General features: G+C 67.2%; 20 protein-coding genes. 15 read left to right on the top strand and 5 right to left on the bottom strand.

All coding sequences use genetic code 11. The annotated features are described in order from the left end of the window. Window positions 1-213: 213 nt before the first annotated feature. Window positions 214-1,290, bottom strand: a complete 1,077-nt coding sequence (locus HNO51_RS10835) for a bifunctional nicotinamide-nucleotide adenylyltransferase/Nudix hydroxylase (RefSeq protein ID WP_197447377.1) — start codon at window positions 1,288-1,290, stop codon at window positions 214-216. Between the two features lie 135 nt (window positions 1,291-1,425). On the opposite strand from HNO51_RS10835, the gene HNO51_RS10830 reads away from it, so the two are divergent. Beyond that, window positions 1,426-2,331, top strand: a complete 906-nt coding sequence (locus HNO51_RS10830) for a YihY/virulence factor BrkB family protein (protein WP_209537425.1) — start codon at window positions 1,426-1,428, stop codon at window positions 2,329-2,331. Between the two features lie 41 nt (window positions 2,332-2,372). On the opposite strand, the gene HNO51_RS10825 is transcribed toward HNO51_RS10830, so the two are convergent. Next, entirely contained in the window at window positions 2,373-3,410 is a 1,038-nt protein-coding gene (locus tag HNO51_RS10825; protein WP_209537424.1) for a Glu/Leu/Phe/Val family dehydrogenase, read from the bottom strand. 245 nt (window positions 3,411-3,655) lie between these two features. Between HNO51_RS10825 and HNO51_RS10820 the strand changes: the two genes are divergently transcribed. Beyond that, window positions 3,656-3,928 (top strand): acylphosphatase, encoded by a 273-nt coding sequence (locus tag HNO51_RS10820; protein ID WP_197447374.1) that lies wholly within the window; start codon window positions 3,656-3,658, stop codon window positions 3,926-3,928. A 15-nt stretch (window positions 3,929-3,943) separates the two neighbouring features. On the opposite strand, the gene HNO51_RS10815 is transcribed toward HNO51_RS10820, so the two are convergent. The 3 genes from HNO51_RS10815 to HNO51_RS10805 are packed head-to-tail and all read right to left on the bottom strand — an operon-like array spanning window position 3,944 to window position 6,774. Continuing rightward, window positions 3,944-4,885 carry a nucleoside hydrolase gene (locus tag HNO51_RS10815; RefSeq protein ID WP_209537423.1) on the bottom strand — a complete coding sequence of 314 codons (942 nt, stop codon included), beginning with the start codon at window positions 4,883-4,885 and terminating at the stop codon, window positions 3,944-3,946. A gap of 18 nt (window positions 4,886-4,903) precedes the next feature. After that, window positions 4,904-5,830: a ribokinase gene (locus HNO51_RS10810; RefSeq protein ID WP_242597097.1), complete on the bottom strand. Its 927-nt coding sequence runs from the start codon at window positions 5,828-5,830 to the stop codon at window positions 4,904-4,906. After that, a complete protein-coding gene (locus tag HNO51_RS10805) occupies window positions 5,827-6,774 on the bottom strand; it encodes a D-2-hydroxyacid dehydrogenase (protein WP_197447372.1) in 948 nt (315 codons plus the stop codon). Before HNO51_RS10805 ends, HNO51_RS10810 begins: the two co-directional genes overlap by 4 nt. A gap of 155 nt (window positions 6,775-6,929) precedes the next feature. Between HNO51_RS10805 and HNO51_RS10800 the strand changes: the two genes are divergently transcribed. From HNO51_RS10800 to HNO51_RS10740, 13 genes are all read left to right on the top strand, one after another. Next, window positions 6,930-7,202 (top strand): FmdB family zinc ribbon protein, encoded by a 273-nt coding sequence (locus tag HNO51_RS10800; protein ID WP_197447371.1) that lies wholly within the window; start codon window positions 6,930-6,932, stop codon window positions 7,200-7,202. A gap of 54 nt (window positions 7,203-7,256) precedes the next feature. Then, on the top strand, window positions 7,257-9,035 hold the full coding sequence (gene aspS, locus HNO51_RS10795; RefSeq protein WP_197447370.1) for an aspartate--tRNA ligase: 1,779 nt from the start codon (window positions 7,257-7,259) through the stop codon (window positions 9,033-9,035). A 118-nt stretch (window positions 9,036-9,153) separates the two neighbouring features. Beyond that, on the top strand, window positions 9,154-9,693 hold the full coding sequence (gene ruvC / locus HNO51_RS10790) for a crossover junction endodeoxyribonuclease RuvC (RefSeq protein ID WP_197447369.1): 540 nt from the start codon (window positions 9,154-9,156) through the stop codon (window positions 9,691-9,693). Between the two features lie 136 nt (window positions 9,694-9,829). Then, complete coding sequence (gene ruvA, locus HNO51_RS10785) at window positions 9,830-10,444, top strand: Holliday junction branch migration protein RuvA (protein ID WP_197447368.1); 615 nt, start codon at window positions 9,830-9,832, stop codon at window positions 10,442-10,444. 90 nt (window positions 10,445-10,534) lie between these two features. Next, window positions 10,535-11,572, top strand: a complete 1,038-nt coding sequence (gene ruvB / locus HNO51_RS10780; RefSeq protein ID WP_197447367.1) for a Holliday junction branch migration DNA helicase RuvB — start codon at window positions 10,535-10,537, stop codon at window positions 11,570-11,572. Further along, complete coding sequence (gene ybgC, locus HNO51_RS10775) at window positions 11,569-11,991, top strand: tol-pal system-associated acyl-CoA thioesterase (RefSeq protein WP_197447366.1); 423 nt, start codon at window positions 11,569-11,571, stop codon at window positions 11,989-11,991. The genes ruvB and ybgC overlap by 4 nt, the downstream gene beginning before the upstream one ends. An 8-nt stretch (window positions 11,992-11,999) precedes the next feature. Beyond that, window positions 12,000-12,677, top strand: a complete 678-nt coding sequence (tolQ, locus tag HNO51_RS10770; protein WP_179951204.1) for a protein TolQ — start codon at window positions 12,000-12,002, stop codon at window positions 12,675-12,677. 12 nt (window positions 12,678-12,689) lie between these two features. Next, a complete protein-coding gene (gene tolR, locus HNO51_RS10765) occupies window positions 12,690-13,127 on the top strand; it encodes a protein TolR (protein ID WP_197447365.1) in 438 nt (145 codons plus the stop codon). Window positions 13,128-13,158: 31 nt separating this feature from the next. After that, entirely contained in the window at window positions 13,159-14,418 is a 1,260-nt protein-coding gene (gene tolA / locus HNO51_RS10760; protein ID WP_209537422.1) for a cell envelope integrity protein TolA, read from the top strand. Continuing rightward, window positions 14,418-15,713: a Tol-Pal system beta propeller repeat protein TolB gene (tolB, locus tag HNO51_RS10755; protein ID WP_197447363.1), complete on the top strand. Its 1,296-nt coding sequence runs from the start codon at window positions 14,418-14,420 to the stop codon at window positions 15,711-15,713. The genes tolA and tolB overlap by 1 nt, the downstream gene beginning before the upstream one ends. A 37-nt stretch (window positions 15,714-15,750) precedes the next feature. Further along, a complete protein-coding gene (pal, locus tag HNO51_RS10750; RefSeq protein WP_197447362.1) occupies window positions 15,751-16,287 on the top strand; it encodes a peptidoglycan-associated lipoprotein Pal in 537 nt (178 codons plus the stop codon). Window positions 16,288-16,323: 36 nt separating this feature from the next. Beyond that, complete coding sequence (gene ybgF / locus HNO51_RS10745; protein WP_209537421.1) at window positions 16,324-17,094, top strand: tol-pal system protein YbgF; 771 nt, start codon at window positions 16,324-16,326, stop codon at window positions 17,092-17,094. A 27-nt stretch (window positions 17,095-17,121) separates the two neighbouring features. Next, window positions 17,122-17,880, top strand: a complete 759-nt coding sequence (locus HNO51_RS10740; RefSeq protein WP_197447360.1) for a YciK family oxidoreductase — start codon at window positions 17,122-17,124, stop codon at window positions 17,878-17,880.

The raw sequence follows: 17,880 nt of genomic DNA, 5'->3' as shown, positions 1-17,880 counted from the left end.
GAATGACTGCGCCCGCAATCGCTGCGCTATCGCCGCCGTCCCCTGGCGGCTATCCTTCGGGCCAGCCTAAAGGCTGTTCAAATTCGTTCCCGACGAATTTGTACGCGGTGCCGAAGCGTCGGACCGTCGAGGCGTCACATATACACCATATGCTGCACCTCCTGTGCTCCGGTCGCCTTGCGCTAGGGCCGCTCGCCGATCCGTAAAGCACTTTTAGGCCCCGCCGAAGTCGGCCGGCAGGCCGAGAAAGTTCTGGATGATGAAGAAGTGGTCCTCGAACAGGCTGTCGGGCTCGAGTTCGGCCAATGGTACCCAGCGCGCGTGATCGCCGCCCTTGACCGGCTTGAGCCGGGGCAACTGCTGGTCGGGGCGCAGGGCGAAGTAGAAGGCCTCGGCCAGGGTGCGGCCGCGCCAGCTGCGGTGGGGTTCGTCGAACAGCCGCTGGCCGCGCAGCGAGCCCTTGAGTACCGGTTCCGGTACCTTGAGACGGACCCGCTCGCGCAGTTCGCGCAGGCAGGCGTCGAGCAGGCGCTCGTGCGGGTTGACGAAGCCACCCGGCAGCGCCAGCAGCCCCTTGCCCGGTGCCGCGGTGCGCCGCACCAGCAGCACGTGGCCCGACTGCACCACCACGGCGTTGACGGTGACGAAGATCGGCGGGTAGGGGGCGTTGGCCCAGGCCCTGCGATACTGGTCGAGCAGCGTCTGCTCTTCCATCAGCTGCAGGTGGGCGTCGCTGCCGGCGAAGTCGCGCAGCGCATCGCACACCCCGGGCGGCAGGTCGTGGGCTGCCCCGGTGCTGAGGTAATCCTCGGTGGAGGAGGGTGAACGAAACAGGCGCTCGCGGATCTGGCTGGCGGAGATGCCATCGACCAGCGGCACGCTGACCGACTCCCACTGGGGGAACAGCGAGAGGTAGTAGCTCGACTGGCCGCGGCTCGCGCCGATCAGGCCGATGCGTGGCAGCCGGGCGTGGTGATGGCCGGCGATGTCGCGCACCTTGCGCTGCACGTCGCGCACCCAGACGTCGTTGTTGTAGAGCGCATCGAGTAGCGGCACGATCTCCAGCCGTGCATTTTCCTCTTCGTCGAAGCAGCTGCGCAGCTGCGCCTGTCGCTCGTCGAAGCGCCAGGGGTTGCGCAGCGAGCGTGCCTGCCAGGCCGAACCAACGAGCACGATGACCTGACGCGCATGGCGCAGGGCCTCGTTGATCACGGCCAGGTGCCCGAGGTGGGGAGGCTGGAAACGCCCGATGAAGACGAGACAGTCGAAATCGTGATCGGTATCGCTCATCGGCGTATCCTTCGCGTGTGGCTCGGGGGCCTTATTATGGGCGCGGTCGGTTTGGGGCTGCAATGCAAGCCTTTGGCCGACAGGAGCATTTCGATTGCCTAAGCTGGGTACGAAAGTTGTTGACAAGGAGGTGGCGTGCACAGTCTCTCGTTAAGGTTCTGGTGGAATGCGCTGCAGCAAGGCTTCAGCCTGTGGTTGGAGCGCAATGCCTTCAGCTATGCCGGTTCGCTGCCTTTCTACACGTTGTTCTCGCTCGCGCCGACGGTGATCATCGCCGTTGCTGTCATCGGCGTGGTGTTCGGCGAGGATGCCGCCCAGGGGCAGATCGTCGCCCAGTTGCAGGGAACGCTGGGTGAAGAGGCGGCGCGAGCGGTCGAAAAGGCGGTGGCGGCGTCGCGTATCGAGGAGTCGGGTCTCGTGCCGACCCTGCTCGGCTTTGGCGGCCTGCTGGTGGGGGCCACCACGGTGTTCGCCCAGATGCAGTATTCACTGAACATGATCTGGGGCGTGACCGCCAAGCCCAGCCGCAACAGTGTCCTGGTATTCCTCAAGCAGCGACTGCTGTCGCTCACGGTGGTGCTCGCCATCGGCTTCATCCTGCTCGTCTCGCTGCTGGTGGGCGTGATGCTGCGTGCCGTGCTGCAGGCCATCGACGACGCCATGCCGCTGGTGGGGCCGCTGACGGCCGGGGCGGAATTCCTCATCTCCCTGGCGGTGATCGCCGCGCTGTTCGCGACGATCTTCAAGGTGCTCCCCGATGTGGTGCTGAGTTGGCGGGACGTACTGCTGGGAGCGCTGGTCACCTCACTGCTGTTCGCCATCGGTCGCAGTGCCATCGCCTACTATCTGGCCTATACCGCGACCGCCTCGACCTACGGCGCCGCTGGTTCGCTGGTGATGATCCTGCTGTGGGTCTACTACAGCTCGCTGATCCTGCTGTTCGGCGCCGCCTTCACGCGTAGCTACGTGGTCGCGATGGGGCGTGAGGTGGTACCGCGCAACAGCGCCGTGATCGTCAGGCGCGAGCTGTTGACGGAGTGAGCGAGTGACGAAGCCGGGCGCCGATGGCGCCCGGCAACGGCTCAGCCTTGCAGGCGCTCGCGGGCGAGCCGGTCGGCCACCTCTGCCGGGTTGCTGTCCTCTTCCCGGGCGCGCGTGAGGATTTCGTCGATGGTGGCGGAGATCCGCTCCACGTGGCGCATCACGGCTTCCCGGTCGTAGTGGTCATGGCGTTGGGCCTCAACCTCGATGACGCCGCCGGCGTTGGCTACGTAGTCGGGGGCGTAGAGGATGCCACGCGCATGCAGGCGCTCCGCCACGTCGGGCGTGGCGAGCTGATTGTTGGCCGCCCCGCAGACCACCTTGGCCTTGAGCCGTTCGGCCACCGCTTCCGTCAGCACGGCGCCCATGGCGCAGGGAGCGAAGACGTCTGCATCGACATCGAAGATTTCCCCCGGTGCGACACTCCGCGCCCCCAGTTCGTCGCTGAGCAGGCCCAGGCTGCCGCGATCGATGTCGGTCAACAGCAGTTGGGCGCCGGCTTCGTGCAGCTCGCGGGCGAGGTGGGCGCCGACGTGGCCGACACCTTGGATGGCCACGCGCAGGCCCTTCAGGTCGTCGCGACCGAAGCGATGACGCACGGTGCTCTTCAGCGCGCAGAACACGCCATGGGCGGTGAAGGGCGAAGGGTCGCCGGACTCGCCGTCATGGCCCAGGCCGCTGACGTGACGGGTCTCCTCCCGAATCAGTCGCATGTCCTCTTCGCCGCTGCCGGAGTCCTCGGCGGTGATGTAGCGTCCGCCCAGCGATTCGACGAGCCGGCCCATGGCGCGCAGCAGGGCAGGCGTCTTGTCCCGACGGGGATCGGCGATGATGACCGCCTTGCCGCCGCCGAGGGGCAGGTCGGCCAGGGCCGACTTGTAGGTCATGCCGCGGGACAGCCGCAGCACGTCGGTGAGGGCGTCAACCTCGTCGGCATAGGGGTAGATGCGCAGGCCGCCCAGGGCGGGACCGCGGCGCGTGTCGTGGACGGCGATGATGGCGCGCAGACCGCTGGCTTCATCGCAGCCGAAGACGATCTGCTGGTGATGGTCGAACTCGGGGTGGTCGAAGACCCGCATGGCGTTATCTCCCTTGTGAGGATCCATTGTTGTGGTCGTAAGCGCGGTGGGTGGCAGCGCTTCCAGTGGGGCGGCCGTTGCTTGTGGCGAGGCCGCATCCCTACTATCTAGATTAGAGCATTTGGGCAGATGGCTGGAATCCCGCTCGCCGGCTTCGAGCGTTGATACCGATCTCCTGTTCAGGCTTGACGCGAGTGGCCAGACTGGGATGGACGAACACCAACTGGCGGAGCGAGGAGGGAAGCATGAACAAGCGCTGCGTGAAGGCCCTGGTGGCTGGCAAGGTACAGGGCGTGTGGTACCGCCGGGCGGTTCAGGAGCAGGCGCTGCAGCACGGCCTGACCGGCCATGCCAGAAACCTGGCCGACGGCCAGGTCGAGGTGCTGCTGTGCGGTGACGGCGAGGCGGTCAATCAGGTTGCCAACTGGCTGTGGCAGGGGCCGCCGAATGCCCGGGTCACGCACGTCGAGCTGGAAGCGCTGGAGTGTCATGACCCGGACAACTTCGTCTGTCTGTAATGCCGGGGAGGCCCCTTAGCTCAGGGTGTCGGCAATCCACTCCACCACGGCCTCGCCGTCGACCTCGAGGCACACCTCCGCCAGGGGCGTCTGCGACCAGCGCTCCTGAATGAAGCCGCGCCCCTCGGGGGCAAACAGGGTCAGGCCCTCGGCGATCCCCTCGGTGACGACCGACAGGTGCCCCGGGGCGGTGGTGAACAGCTCCGGGCGCAGCAGCCAGGCCAGCGCGCAGCTGTCGTGGGGACAGCAGCCGTCGATGCCGAGGAATTCACGGTAGAAGTCGCGATAGAAGGCGTAGCTGCCGGCCAGCACCTTGCCGAGCTCGCCCTGGCCCGCCTCGATGCGCTGCATGTGCGCCTGGCTGAGCACGCAGCGGTGGGTGACGTCGAGCCCGACCAGGGTCAGCGGCCACCCGGCGGTGAGCACGCGCTGGGCGGCATGCGGGTCATTGAACATGTTGGCTTCGGCCACCGGAGTGACGTTGCCACCCTCGCGGATCGAACCGCCCATGATCACCACGCGCTTGACCTTCTCGGTCAGCCCCGGGTCGAGCTGCAGGGCGGCGGCCAGGTTGCCCACCGGCCCCACCGCGACCAGCGTGACCTCGCCGGGGCGGGCATTCACCGTATCGACGATGAACTGGGCGGCGCTGCGCGGATCCTTCTCGCCCCTCAGTTCGGGCAGTTCGATGTTGCCCAGGCCATTGGCACCGTGGATGTGGGCCGGCGCCGGGTGGCGTGGCTTGACCATGGGGCCGGCGGCACCCTGGGCGACGGGGATGTCGCGGCCGGCCAGCTCGCTCAGCAGCAGGGCGTTGTGAGTGGCGGTCTCGATGTCGACGTTGCCGTAGGTGGTGGTCAGGCCGAGCAGCTCGATCTCGGGATGGCGCAGGGCGATGGCGATGGCCTGGGCGTCGTCGACGCCGGGGTCGGTATCGAAGATGATCGGATGCGACACGTTGCCTCCTTGTGGGTGTCAGGCGTTTGAGGGGCTGGCGAGGAACCGTTCGACCTCGTCGCGGGACGGGATGCTGTCGGCGGCGCCGGGGCGCTGTACGCCGAGCGCCGCGGCATGAGCGGCGAACGCCAGGCAGTCGGGGAGTGAGCGCTGCTCCTGCAGCGCCGCCATGAAAAAGCCGATGAAGGTGTCGCCGGCGCCGGTGGTATCCACCGGCGCCACCGGCAGCGCGGGCTGGAAGTGACGCTCGCTGCCGGACTGGTACCAGGCGCCCTCGCGACCGAGGGTCAACACCGTGGCTGTAGCCGGCAGTCGCGCGTGCAAGCCTTCCAGCAGTACGCGGGCGTCGCTCGTCTCGGGCAGGCCGGCGAGCCAGGCGGCCTCGCCGCGGTTGACGAATAGCAGTTGGCAGGCTTCCAGCGGCAGCGCCAGCACCGTGTCGCTCATCGGCGCGGGATTGAAGGCGATGGCGAGCCCCTGCTGGCGGGCGCACTCGAGCAGCTCGGGCAGGGCGTTACACTCGTTCTGCACCAGCAGCCAGTCGCCGGGCCTGGCCGTCTCGCACAGCGCTTCGTGGTGGCGGCGGGTGAAGCCGTGGTTGGCGCCGGGGCAGAGAATGATGGCGTTCTCACCATGGTCGTCGACCTGGATGATGGCATGGCCGCTGGGCTCGTCCACCAGTTCGACATGCGTGACGTCGACCCCGGCGCGGGCCAGCCTGTCGCGGGCCCAGCCGTCCTGTCGGCCCAGCCGCCCCCAGTGACACACCTGGCCGCCGGCCAGGGCCATGGCCAGCGACTGATTGGCGCCCTTGCCACCGAGGCCGACCTGATAGCTGTGGCTGGCCAACGTCTCGCCGGGGTGGACCAGGTGCGGTACCCGATAGAAGTGGTCGAGGTTGATCGAGCCGAGGTTGTGAAGCATGGAGTTGTGCAGCATGGTCATGCTCCGTCCCGCTGGGCCTTCCAGCGGCGCAGGTTGTCACCGGTGAGCGCCACGATGCGCTGGCGCGCTTCGGGGGTGATCCAGGCGTTGTGCGGGGTGACGATCAGGTTCAGGGGCTCGCCCAGGGCGTCGAGCAGGGGATGCCCGTCACGCGGCGGTTCCACCGGCAGCACGTCGACACCCAGTCCGCCCAGGCGCCCGCCGCGCAGCGCTTCCAGTGCCGCTTCCTCGTCGATGATGCCGCCGCGGGCGCAGTTCACCAGCAGGGCACCGGGTTTCAGCGAGGCGAGCAGGTCGGCGCCGATCAGGTGGCGGGTGGCCTCGGTGAGCGGGCAGTGCAGGCTGATCACGTCGGCCTCGGGGGCGAGCTCGGCGATGCCAGGGCGGCTGTCGCCGGCCTCGTTGCCGGGCCGGGCGGCGAAACTGACACGCATGCCGAAGGCTTCTGCCAGCGCAGCCACGCGCCTGCCCAGCTCGCCCTGGCCGACGATGACCAAGTGCTTGCCTTCGAGCTGCAGCGTGCCGTGGTCCATCAGACAGAAGAAGGGACTCTGATTCCAGCGCCCGGTCGCCACGTCGCGCTGGTAGAGCGGCAGGCGATTGGCCAGGGCCAGGATCATCATCAGCGTATGCTGGGCCACGCTGGCGGTGCCGTAGGCCGTGACGTTGCGCACCGGAACGCCCAAGCGCTCCGCCGTGGCCATGTCGATGTTGTTGGTGCCGGTGGCCAGCACGCAGATCAGCCTGAGCTCGGGCAGCGCCTCGAGGGTGGCGCCGTCGAGTACCACCTTGTTGACGATGGCGATCTCGGCGCCCGCCAGGCGCTCGCGGCTCTGCGCGGTGGTACTGGTCTGGTGGACCTCCAGCGTATCGACCTGCTCGCGGATGGCGGTGAGGTCGACGTCAGGGCCCAGGCTGGCGGCATCGAGTATCACGGCTTTCATGCTGGATTCCTTGTGTTGGTTCGCCGCGGCAGGGCTGGGACAGGCCTTGCAGGGCACGTTATACTATCGGGCTTTCACGGCAGGCTTGGAAAGTGCACCGCTCGACCCTATATCGCCGTTGGTTGCGCGCTGTCGAATCAGGAGTGAATTGAACCATGCCCATCTATGAATATCAGTGCAAGGCCTGCGGCCATCGACTGGAGAAGCTCCAGAAGCTCAGCGCCGCTCCCCTGACCGACTGTCCCGCCTGCGAAGCACCGGCGCTCGGCCGCCTGGTTTCCGCGGCGGGCTTCCGTCTGGCCGGCGGCGGCTGGTACGAGACCGACTTCAAATCCGGCAGCAAGAAGAACCTCGCCGGCGATTCGGGAAGTGGCGGCGGAGAAGGCAAGCAGAGCAAGGCGCCGGCGAAGGACGGCGCCGCGGCCTGACCGTGACCCATACCGACCCTTTCACAGACAACGCTTAACGAAACAGGATACGACATGCGCAGCCATTATTGCGGCCAGCTCAACGAGACCCTGGTGGACCAGACGGTCACCCTGTGCGGCTGGGTTCACCGCCGCCGTGACCACGGAGGCGTGATCTTCCTCGACATGCGCGATCGCGACGGCATCGCCCAGGTCGTGGTCGACCCCGACACCGCCGAGGCCTTCGCCACTGCCGACCGGGCTCGCAGCGAGTTCGTGCTTCGCATCTCCGGTCGCGTGCGGCTGCGCCCCGAAGGCACCCAGAACCCCAAGATGCCCACCGGTTTGGTCGAGGTGCTGGCCAAGGACGTCGAGGTGCTGAACACGGCGGCCACGCCGCCGTTCCAGCTCGACGAGCATGGCAAGGTGGGCGAGGAGGTGCGCCTCAAGCATCGCTACATCGACCTGCGTCGGCCCGAGATGATCGAGAAGCTGCGCCTGCGCTCGCGCATCTCGCACCACGTGCGCGCCTTCCTCGAAGGCCAGGGCTTCCTCGACATCGAGACGCCGATCCTGACCCGCGCCACGCCCGAGGGCGCGCGCGACTACCTGGTGCCGAGCCGCACCCATCCGGGCAGCTTCTTTGCCCTGCCGCAGTCGCCGCAGCTGTTCAAGCAGCTGCTGATGGTGGCCGGCTTCGACCGCTACTACCAGATCGCCAAGTGCTTTCGCGACGAGGACCTGCGCGCCGACCGACAGCCCGAGTTCACCCAGATCGATATCGAGGCCTCCTTCGTCGAGGAGGAGGACATCATGGGTGTGACCGAATCCATGATCCGCGAGCTGTTCCAGGACGTGCTCGACGTCGAGCTGCCCGAGTTCCCGCGCATGAGCTGGGCCGACGCCATGGATCGCTACGGCTCCGACAAGCCCGACCTGCGCATCCCGTTGATGCTGGTCGACGTCGACGACCTGATGAAGCAGGTCGACTTCCAGGTCTTCTCCGGCCCGGCCAATGCCGCCGACGGCCGCGTGGCGGCGCTCAAGGTGCCGGGCGGGGCCAGCATGTCGCGCAAGGTGATCGACGACTACACCAAGTTCGTCGGTATCTACGGCGCCAAGGGCCTGGCCTGGATCAAGGTCAACGAGCGCGCCAAGGGGCTCGAGGGCCTGCAGTCGCCGATCGTCAAGTTCATGGAGAACGTGATCGAGGAGCTGCTCGACCGCATCGGTGCGGAGGATGGCGACATCGTCTTCTTCGGCGCCGACAAGGCCAAGGTGGTCAACGAGGCGTTGGGGGCGCTGCGGGTCAAGCTGGGTGAGGACCTCAACCTCTATACCCGTGACTGGGCGCCGCTGTGGGTGGTCGACTTCCCGATGTTCGAGACCGACGACAGCGGGCGCCTGAGTCCGCTGCACCACCCGTTCACCTCGCCCTCGTGCAGCCCCGAGGCGCTCAAGTCCGACCCGGCCGCGGCGCTCTCGCGAGCCTACGACATGGTGCTCAACGGTACCGAACTGGGTGGCGGCTCGATCCGTATCCACGACCAGCAGATGCAGAGCACCGTGTTCGAGATCCTCGGCATCGGCGAGGAGGAGGCCCGCGAGAAGTTCGGCTTCCTGCTCGACGCCCTGCACTATGGCGCGCCGCCCCACGGCGGCCTGGCCTTCGGTCTCGACCGCCTGGTGATGCTGATGGCAGGGGCGCGCACCATCCGTGAAGTGATCGCCTTCCCCAAGACCCAGAGCGCGGCCTGCCTGATGACCGACGCCCCGGGCGAGGTGAGCGGCGACCAACTGCGCGAGCTCAACATCCGCCTGCGCCAGAAGGCCAAGGCGGAAGGGCAGGAGTGAATACGCCAGCCTGCTGTGCGATGAAAGAAACCGGCGCCCACGTGGCGCCGGTTTCACGACGCGTCAAGCGACGTCATGCCGGGCGCGTGTCGGTCGCCCGCGAACGGGGGAACGCAGCGTGCTGATCCTCGGTATCGACCCGGGCTCGCGCATCACCGGCTACGGCGTGCTCGACGTCAGCACACCCACGCCGCGCTACGTGGCCAGCGGCTGCATCCGCCTGCAGGACGTCGAGTTGCCGCAGCGCCTGGCGCGCATCTATGCGGGTATCGCCGAATTGATCGGCGAGTATCGTCCGGGGGAAGTGGCCATCGAGCAGGTGTTCATGTCGAAGAACCCGGACTCCGCGCTCAAGCTCGGCCAGGCGCGAGGGGCGGCGATCGTCTGCGCCGCCAACCATGGCCTGCCGGTCGACGAATACGGGCCGCGCCAGATCAAGCAGGCGGTGACCGGCAGCGGTGGGGCGACCAAGGCCCAGGTGCAGCACATGGTGGTCGCGATCCTGGGGCTCGGCGCCTCGCCGCAGGCCGATGCCGCCGATGCCCTGGCCATCGCGCTGACCCACGCCCATGCCAGGCTCGGGCTGCTGACCCGAGGCAGTTTCGGCGGGCATCGCTCGCGGCGCCGAGGCGGTTCCTGGCGCGATTTCCGCCCTTGAATGAGGCCGGGCAGCGGCAGTCGATTAATTGTCGAACACCGTTTACTCTAGACTGGTCAGGCGCTTGAGTGATCAGTATAGTGGCGCCAGGAAGGCCTTTGGCCATGGTCGTATACGGATCGGGACACTGAATTCCATGATCGGACGCCTGCGTGGCACCCTGCTCGAGAAGCAGCCCCCCTGGCTGGTGGTGGACGTGGCCGGCGTCGGCTACGAGCTCGAAGCCTCGATGACGACGCTGATGGCGTTGCCCGGGGCGGGGGAGCCCGTCTCTCTCTATACGCACCTCACCGTGCGCGAGGATGCGCATCTGCTGTTCGGTTTCGCAAGCGAGCAGGAGCGGGCACTGTTTCGTGCGCTGATCAAGGTCAATGGCGTCGGCCCCAAGCTGGCCCTGGCGATTCTATCCGGCATGGACGAGACGGCTTTCATCCGCTGCGTGATGGAGGATGACGCCAAGGCGTTGACGCGTCTGCCCGGTGTCGGCAAGAAGACCGCCGAGCGCCTGATCGTCGAGATGCGCGACCGCTTTCCCCACTGGGAACACCCGGGAGCGACCGACCTCGCCGGCGCCAAGCCGTCACCCGCCACCGGACAGGGGCGTCAGGACCCGCTGGCCGACGCCGAGGCCGCGCTAGTCAGCCTGGGCTACAAGCCCACCGAGGCGGCCAGGATGCTCTCCGGGCTCGACGAAGGCTTGTCGACCGAGGCCATGATCAAGGCGGCGCTGACCCGGCGCATGGCGGGTTAGGGCGAGGCTCGACGCATGTCTCCATCACGGTGCCAGGATTCATCCGATCGGTGACAGAGGGCATTTTCATGAGCGCCACGAGTGTTCGACATGATGCACAATGATCGCTTGATCGCCGCCGACGAGCGCGAGGGCGAGAGCCGCGTCGACCATGCGATTCGCCCCAAGCGGCTGGCCGAGTACATCGGCCAGCCCCGCGTGCGCGAGCAGCTGGAGATCTTCATCAGTGCGGCGCGGGGGCGCGACGAGAGTCTCGACCATACCCTGGTGTTCGGTCCTCCCGGGCTGGGCAAGACCACGCTGGCCAACATCATTGCCGCCGAGATGGGGGTGGGGCTCAAGGCCACCTCCGGGCCGGTGCTGGAGCGAGCCGGCGACCTCGCCGCCATGCTCACCAACCTGCAGCCCGGCGACGTGCTCTTCATCGACGAGATCCACCGCCTGTCGCCGGTGGTGGAGGAGATCCTCTATCCCGCGATGGAGGACTTCCAGCTCGACATCGTCATCGGCGAGGGCCCGGCGGCACGCTCCATCAAGCTCGATCTGCCGCCCTTCACCCTGGTGGGCGCCACCACCCGGGCCGGCCTGCTCACTTCTCCGCTGCGTGACCGCTTCGGCATCGTCCAGCGCCTGGAGTTCTACGACATCGAGGAGCTCACCGAGATCGTTGCGCGCTCGGCCAGGCTGCTCGGCGTCGAGGCGGACCGAGGCGGTGCCCGCGAGGTGGCGCGCCGCTCGCGCGGTACGCCGCGCATCGCCAACCGACTGCTGCGCCGAGTGCGCGATTTCGCCCAGGTGCGCGGCAATGGCCAGGTGGACGCGACAGTGGCCGATCAGGCGCTGAACATGCTGCACGTCGACCACCATGGGCTCGACCACATGGACCGTCGCCTGCTGCTGGCCATGATCGAGAAGTTCGACGGTGGCCCGGTGGGTATCGATTCGCTGGCGGCGGCGATCGGCGAGGAGCGCGATACCATCGAGGACGTGATCGAGCCCTACCTGATCCAGCAGGGCCTGATGATGCGTACTGCCCGTGGTCGGGTGGTGACCCGCCAGGCCTGGCAGCACTTCGACCTGGTGCCGCACGAGCAGGCTCTGGATGCCTCTGGCGAGGTGCGTCAGTGAGTGATTTTCGCCTGCCGCTGAGGGTCTACATCGAAGATACCGATGCCGGTGGCATCGTCTACTACGTCAACCATCTCAAGTTCATGGAGCGGGCGCGCAGCGAGTGGCTGCGCCAGCGCGGCTTCACCCAGCGTGAACTGCTCGACGCCGGTATCCAACTGGTGGTGCACCGGCTCGAGTGCCGCTATGCCAAGCCCGCCCATCTCGACGACGAACTCTCGGTCACGGCGGCCGTCGAAACCACCGGCCGCTGCCGGTTGAGATTTTCTCAGGCGGTGATGCGTGGCGAGGAACCCTTGTGCGAGGCGCGGGTCGACATCGCCTGTGTGGATGCCGTGCGTCTCAAACCCATGCCCTGGCCGCCGGCGCTCGCCGCGGTTCTCAACGGTCAACTGCAAGATCAGCGAGGAAGCCCGTGAACGACTCCATGTCAATACCACACCTGATCATGAGCGCCAGCACCGTGGTGCAGCTGGTCATGCTGATCCTGGTGATAGGTTCGATTCTCTCCTGGGTGGTGATTTTCCAGCGCACCTTCGTGCTGCGTCGGGCACGCCGGGCGCACCAGTCATTCGAAGAGCGCTTCTGGTCGGGGGTCGACCTCAACGAGCTCTACCGCGAGACACCCTCCGAGCAGGAGACCCAGGGCGCCGAACATGTCTTCCGCGCCGGTTTTCGTGAGTTCAATCGCCTGATGGCCAAGACCAAGAGCGCCGATGCCATCCTCGACGGCGTTCAGCGCAGCATGCGTGTCGCCTGGTCGCGGGAGGAGGAGCGCCTCACCCTGCACTTGGTGTTCCTGGCCACGGTGGCCTCGGCAAGCCCCTATATCGGCCTGTTCGGCACCGTGTGGGGCATCATGGGCTCGTTCCAGTCGCTCTCCATGGCCCAGCAGGCCACGCTGGCCACCGTGGCGCCGTGGATCGCCGAGGCGCTCATTGCAACCGCCATGGGCCTGTTCGCCGCCATCCCGGCGGTGATCTTCTATAACCGCCTGTCGTCCGAAACCGACCGCATGCTGGGCAAGTACGAGGACTTTGCCGAAGAGTTCCACTCCATCCTGCATCGCAATCTGCAGGGCCGCAGCGAAGCCGGCGCCGCCTGAGGGAGTCGCGACATGCATGGACCGTTCAACCGCGGTGGCCGCCGCAAGCCGATGGGGGAGATCAACGTCGTCCCCTTCATCGATGTCATGCTGGTGCTGCTGGTCATCTTCATGATCACCGCACCGATGCTGACCCAGGGCGTGCAGGTCGAGCTGCCCCAGGTCACCTCCGAGCCGATCGACGTCGAAGAGGACCGAGAACCCATCATCGTGTCGGTGGATCGAGAGGGGCAGTACTACCTCTCGATCGGCGGCGAGGAGATGAACGTGGAGCTCGAGGAGCTGGGTGACCGGGTGATCATCCTGCTCGATCGCCAGCCCGGCACGCCGGTCATGGTGCGCGGCGACCGCTACGTCCCCTATGGCGAAATCGTGACCCTGATGAGCACTCTGCAGGTGGCCGGCGTGGCCAATGTCGGGCTGATTTCCGAGCCGCCACCGCGTGATTAGGCGCTTCTTGATTAGCAAAGTGGGAGACGTGATGGCCCGACGTCAGCGTGGACCTGCTCATGTAAGTGACCGACCGGTCGGCTATGGCGTGCCGGCGCTGCTGGCGATTGGCCTGCACGTGCTGGTGTTGATCCTCAGCGTGGTTACCTTGCCCCAGCGTCAGCCGGAGTCGCAGACGACCTCCATCGTCCAGGCCACGCTCGTCAGCACCGAGACCACGACCGACCAGGCCCAGCGGGCCGAGGAAGCCCGCGCGCGCGCCGAGGCCCGGCAGGCCGAGGAGCAGGCGCAACAGGAAGAAGAGGCCCGGCAGGCCGAGGCCGAGGAGCAGGCGCGTGAGGAGGCCGAACGGCAGGCGGCCGAAGAGCAGGCGCGCCAGGCCGAGCAGGAGCAGGCCGAACGCGAGGAGGAGGCGCGCCGCTTGCAGGAGGCCCGCGAGGAAGCCGAGGCGGAGGCCCAGCGCCGCGCCGAGGAGGCCGAGCGGCAGGCCCAGCTGCGCGAGGAACAGGAGGCCGAGCGCCAGCGCGAGGCCGAGGAGCAGCGTCGTGCCGAGGAGGAAGCCCGGCGTCAGCGCGAGGCCGAGGAGGAAGCCCGGCGCCAGCGCGAGGCCGAAGAGGAAGCCCGGCGCCAGCGCGAGGCCGAGGAGGAAGCCCGGCGCCAGCGCGAGGCCGAGGAGGAAGCCCGGCGCCAGCGCGAGGCCGAGGAGGAAGCCCAGCGCCAGCGCGAGGCCGAGGAGGAAGCCCAGCGCCAGCGCGAGGCCGAGGAGGAAGCCCGGCGCCAGCGCGAGGCCGAGGAGGAAGCCCGGCGCCAGCGCGAGGCCGAGGAGGAAGCCCGGCGCCAGCGCGAGGCCGAGGAGGAAGCCCAGCGCCAGCGCGAGGCCGAGGAGCAGCGGCGTCGCGAGGAGGAGGCGCGCCGTGCAGCGGAGGCTGCCTCCCAGGGACTCGAGCGTGCCATCGAGGGCGAGTCGGATAGCGTGGCCGATGCCCGACAGGGCCAGGAGGCGGCCAACAGCTTCATCAACCTGGTCCGCCGTGCGGTGGAGCAGGCCTGGGTGATCCCGCCCGGGGCCAGCGGGGGGCTGTCTGCTACCGTTCAGGTCCAGCTCGGGCCCTCGGGAGAGTTGTTTGGCGCTACCATTAGTCAGAGTAGCGGAGACAGCAGCTTCGACCGCTCCGCCATTCAGGCGGTGGAAGCTGCCGCCCCGTTCAACGAACTGCGCCAATTGCCGCCAACGGCGCAACGTGACTTCCGCCAGTTCAATCTGCGTTTCACACCGGGAGATGTACGCTGATGAAAGCCCTGATGACCACCTGGCTGGCTGCCGTGCTGCTGATGTTCGGCGCGCTCGCCCATGCTCAGTCCGACCTGACCATCGAGATCACCCGCGGCAGCGACCGGGCGACCCCCATCGCCATCGTGCCGTTCGCAGCAGACGGCGAGGAGTTGCCCGGGGACGTGGCCCAGATCATCAGTGACGATCTGGAGCGCAGTGGCTTCTTCGAGCCACTGCCGCGCGATGCCATGTACGACCGTCCCAGCTCCGGCGACCAGGTGCGCTATGGCCAGTGGAGTGCGCTCGACGTGCGCTATCTGGTCGTCGGTCAGGTCAGCCGCGGGGCGGAGGGCTACCGCATCCGCTACGAGCTGATGGACGTCAGCGGTCAGCGCCGCATGCTCGGCGAGAGCGTCACTGGTGGCGCCAACGAGTTGCGTGCCGTCGCTCACTTCGTCAGTGATCAGATCTTCGAGGCCATCACCGGCATCCGAGGGGCTTTCTCGACCCGGATTGCCTATGTCACCGCCCAGGGCACCGGTGACGACGCACAGTATGCTCTCTACGTTGCCGATGCCGATGGCCACAATAGCCAGCAGGTGCTGAATTCGCGCCAGCCGATCCTGTCTCCCTCCTGGTCGCCGGATGGCCGTCGGCTGGCCTACGTCTCCTTCGAGACCGAGCGACCGGCGATCTACGTGCAGGACGTGAACACCGGGCAGCGGACCAGGCTGACTTCGTTCGACGGCATCAACGGGGCGCCGGCCTGGTCGCCCGACGGACGTCGCCTGGCCATGACCCTGTCGAAGGATGGCCAGCCCGAGATCTACGTGATGGATGTCGGCTCGCGCAATCTCGAGCGCATCACCAACAACTCGAGCATCGACACCGAGCCGGCCTGGTCGCCCGACGGGCGCAGCCTGATCTTCACCTCGGATCGCAGCGGTGGGCCGCAGATCTATCGCTACAGCTTCGGTGGCGGTGAGGCCGAGCGCCTGACCTTCACCGGCAACTACAATGCGCGGGGACGCATTTCGCCGGACGGCGAGTCGCTGTTCCTGATCCATCGCAGCAATGACGGCTATCAGGTGGCGCGGCAGGACCTGGATTCCGGCCGCCTGGTCGTACTCAGTGACTCCCGTTTGGATGAATCCCCTAGTGTTGCACCCAACGGGACCATGGTAATCTTCGCCACCCAGCAAGGTAACAGCGGGGTGTTGGGGGCCGTGTCGGCCGATGGACGGGCGTCCTACCGGTTGCCTTCGGCACAGGGTGACGTGCGTGAACCCGCATGGTCACCGTTCTTGAACTAATGGTACGTGTCATTCGAATCCTGTGAGGAGTTTGACGATGCAATTCAAGTCGCATGCCAGAATCCTGGCAATTGCCCTGTCCCTGGCTCTGGTTGCCGGCTGTTCGAGCACCGGGGGAAGCCGTGACGGGTCCATGGATGGCACGGGCGCCAATGGCGGCGTCGGGACCGGAACGGCCGGCTCGGGCCAGGTCAGCGGCTCCGGCGTCAGCGGCGACCGTTCCGGCCAGCAGGCCGACGGCCGCATCCCGGAAGTTCGCACCATCTATTTCGACTTCGACCGCGACAGCATCCGTCCGGAATTCGAATCGGTGCTGGTGTCGCATGCGCGCTATCTGCGTTCCAATAGCAATGCACGCGTCGTGCTGCAGGGCCACACCGACGAGCGCGGCACCCGCGAGTACAACATGGCGCTGGGTGAGCGTCGTGCCAACGCGGTGAAGCGTTTCCTCGAGGTGCAGGGCGTCTCCCCGTCCCAGTTCGAGGTGGTGAGCTATGGCGAGGAGCGCCTGGCTGCACGTGGCAACAGCGACGATGCTCATGCCCAGAACCGCCGCGTCGTGTTTGCCTACTGAGCGAACTGGCGCCGACGTGCGCCAATGGAGTGAAGCATGAGACACAGTCTGAAAAGGCTGTGCGGCGCGGGAGCCCTGGTGCTCCCGCTGTCCGTGATGAGCCTTGTAGAAGCCCAGCAGCGCCCGATCGTCGAAGACCGCACCGCACAGCCGCGGGGGTTCCTCGAACAGGCCGAGGTGCGCGAGGAGGCCGGCGGCAGTCTGGTGATGTACAACCAGCTGCAGGAGCATCAGCGCGAGATTCAGCAGCTGCGCGGACAGATCGAGGAACTGCGCCACCAGCTCGAGCAGCTGCGCAACCAGACCCGCCAGCAGTACCTCGATCTCGACGAGCGGCTGATGGCCGGCAGCGCCGGCATCGAGGCCAACCCGCAGGTCGATCAGGAGTCGGCCCGCCAGGTGGCGCAGACCCCCTCGCCAAGCGGCAACAGCCCCGACGCCCAGGCCGCCTACCAGGCCGCCTTCGCTCGCGTCCAGTCGCGGGAGTTCGCCGAGGCCATCCAGGCCTTCGAAGCCTTCGTCACCGACTACCCCGATACCAACCTGACCGCCAACGGCTACTACTGGCTGGGCGAGCTGCACTCGGCGGAAGCCAACCTGGACCAGGCGGAAGCCGCCTTTCGCCAGGTCATCGACAACTTCTCGCAGAGCAGCAAGGTGCCCGATGCGCTCTACAAGCTCGGCCTGATCAAGGCGCGTCAGGGCGAACTCGAGGAGAGTCGTGGGCTGCTCGAGCGCGTGCGTGACGATTACCCCGACTCCAGCGCGGCGGGGCTTGCCAACGATTTCCTGCGCCAGTCCCTGTAGCGGACTGGTCTCGTCCAAGGAGCCAAGATGACCTGCAAGATCGACTACGTGGCACCGGCCGACCTGCTCGCCGATCGCATCATCCTCGTGACGGGGGCCGGCGACGGTATCGGTCGGGCGGCGGCATTGGCCTTCGCTCGACACGGTGCCACCGTGATCCTGCTGGGCCGCACCATCGCCAAGCTGGAGAAGGTCTACGACGAGATCGAGGCCGCCGGCGGCCCCCAGCCGGCCATCTTCCCGCTCAACTTCGAGGGCGCCACGCACAAGGACTACCATGACATGGCCGAGACCCTGGACAGGGAGTTCGGCCGGCTCGACGGCATCCTGCACAACGCGGGGCTGCTGGGTCGCATCACGCCGTTCGAGCAGTACAACCCGGAGCTGTGGGAGCAGGTGATGCAGGTCAATTTCAACGGGCCGATCTGGATGACCCAGGCCCTGCTGCCGCTGCTGCAGGCCTCGCCCGATGCCTCGGTGGTCTTCACCTCATCCAGCGTCGGGCGCAAGGGGCGGGCGTTCTGGGGGGCCTACGCGGTGTCCAAGTTCGCCACCGAGGGCTTCATGGAAGTCCTCGCCGACGAGGTCGAGCACCTGGGTACGCTGCGCGTCAATTCGCTCAATCCCGGGGCGACCCGTACGGCGATGCGTGTCAATGCCTACCCGGCAGAAGACCCGAATACCCTGCGCACGCCGGAAGCGATCATGCCGACCTACCTGTGGCTGATGGGGCCGGAGAGCAAAGGGCACAACGGCGAGCGCTTCGACGCCCAGCCGCCTAGGTAA

It is taken from the genome of Billgrantia sulfidoxydans (assembly GCF_017868775.1).
GTDB classification, from domain to species: domain Bacteria; phylum Pseudomonadota; class Gammaproteobacteria; order Pseudomonadales; family Halomonadaceae; genus Halomonas; species Halomonas sulfidoxydans.
Note: the sequence above shows the minus strand (reverse complement) of the source record. Positions and strands in the feature narration are given on the sequence as shown.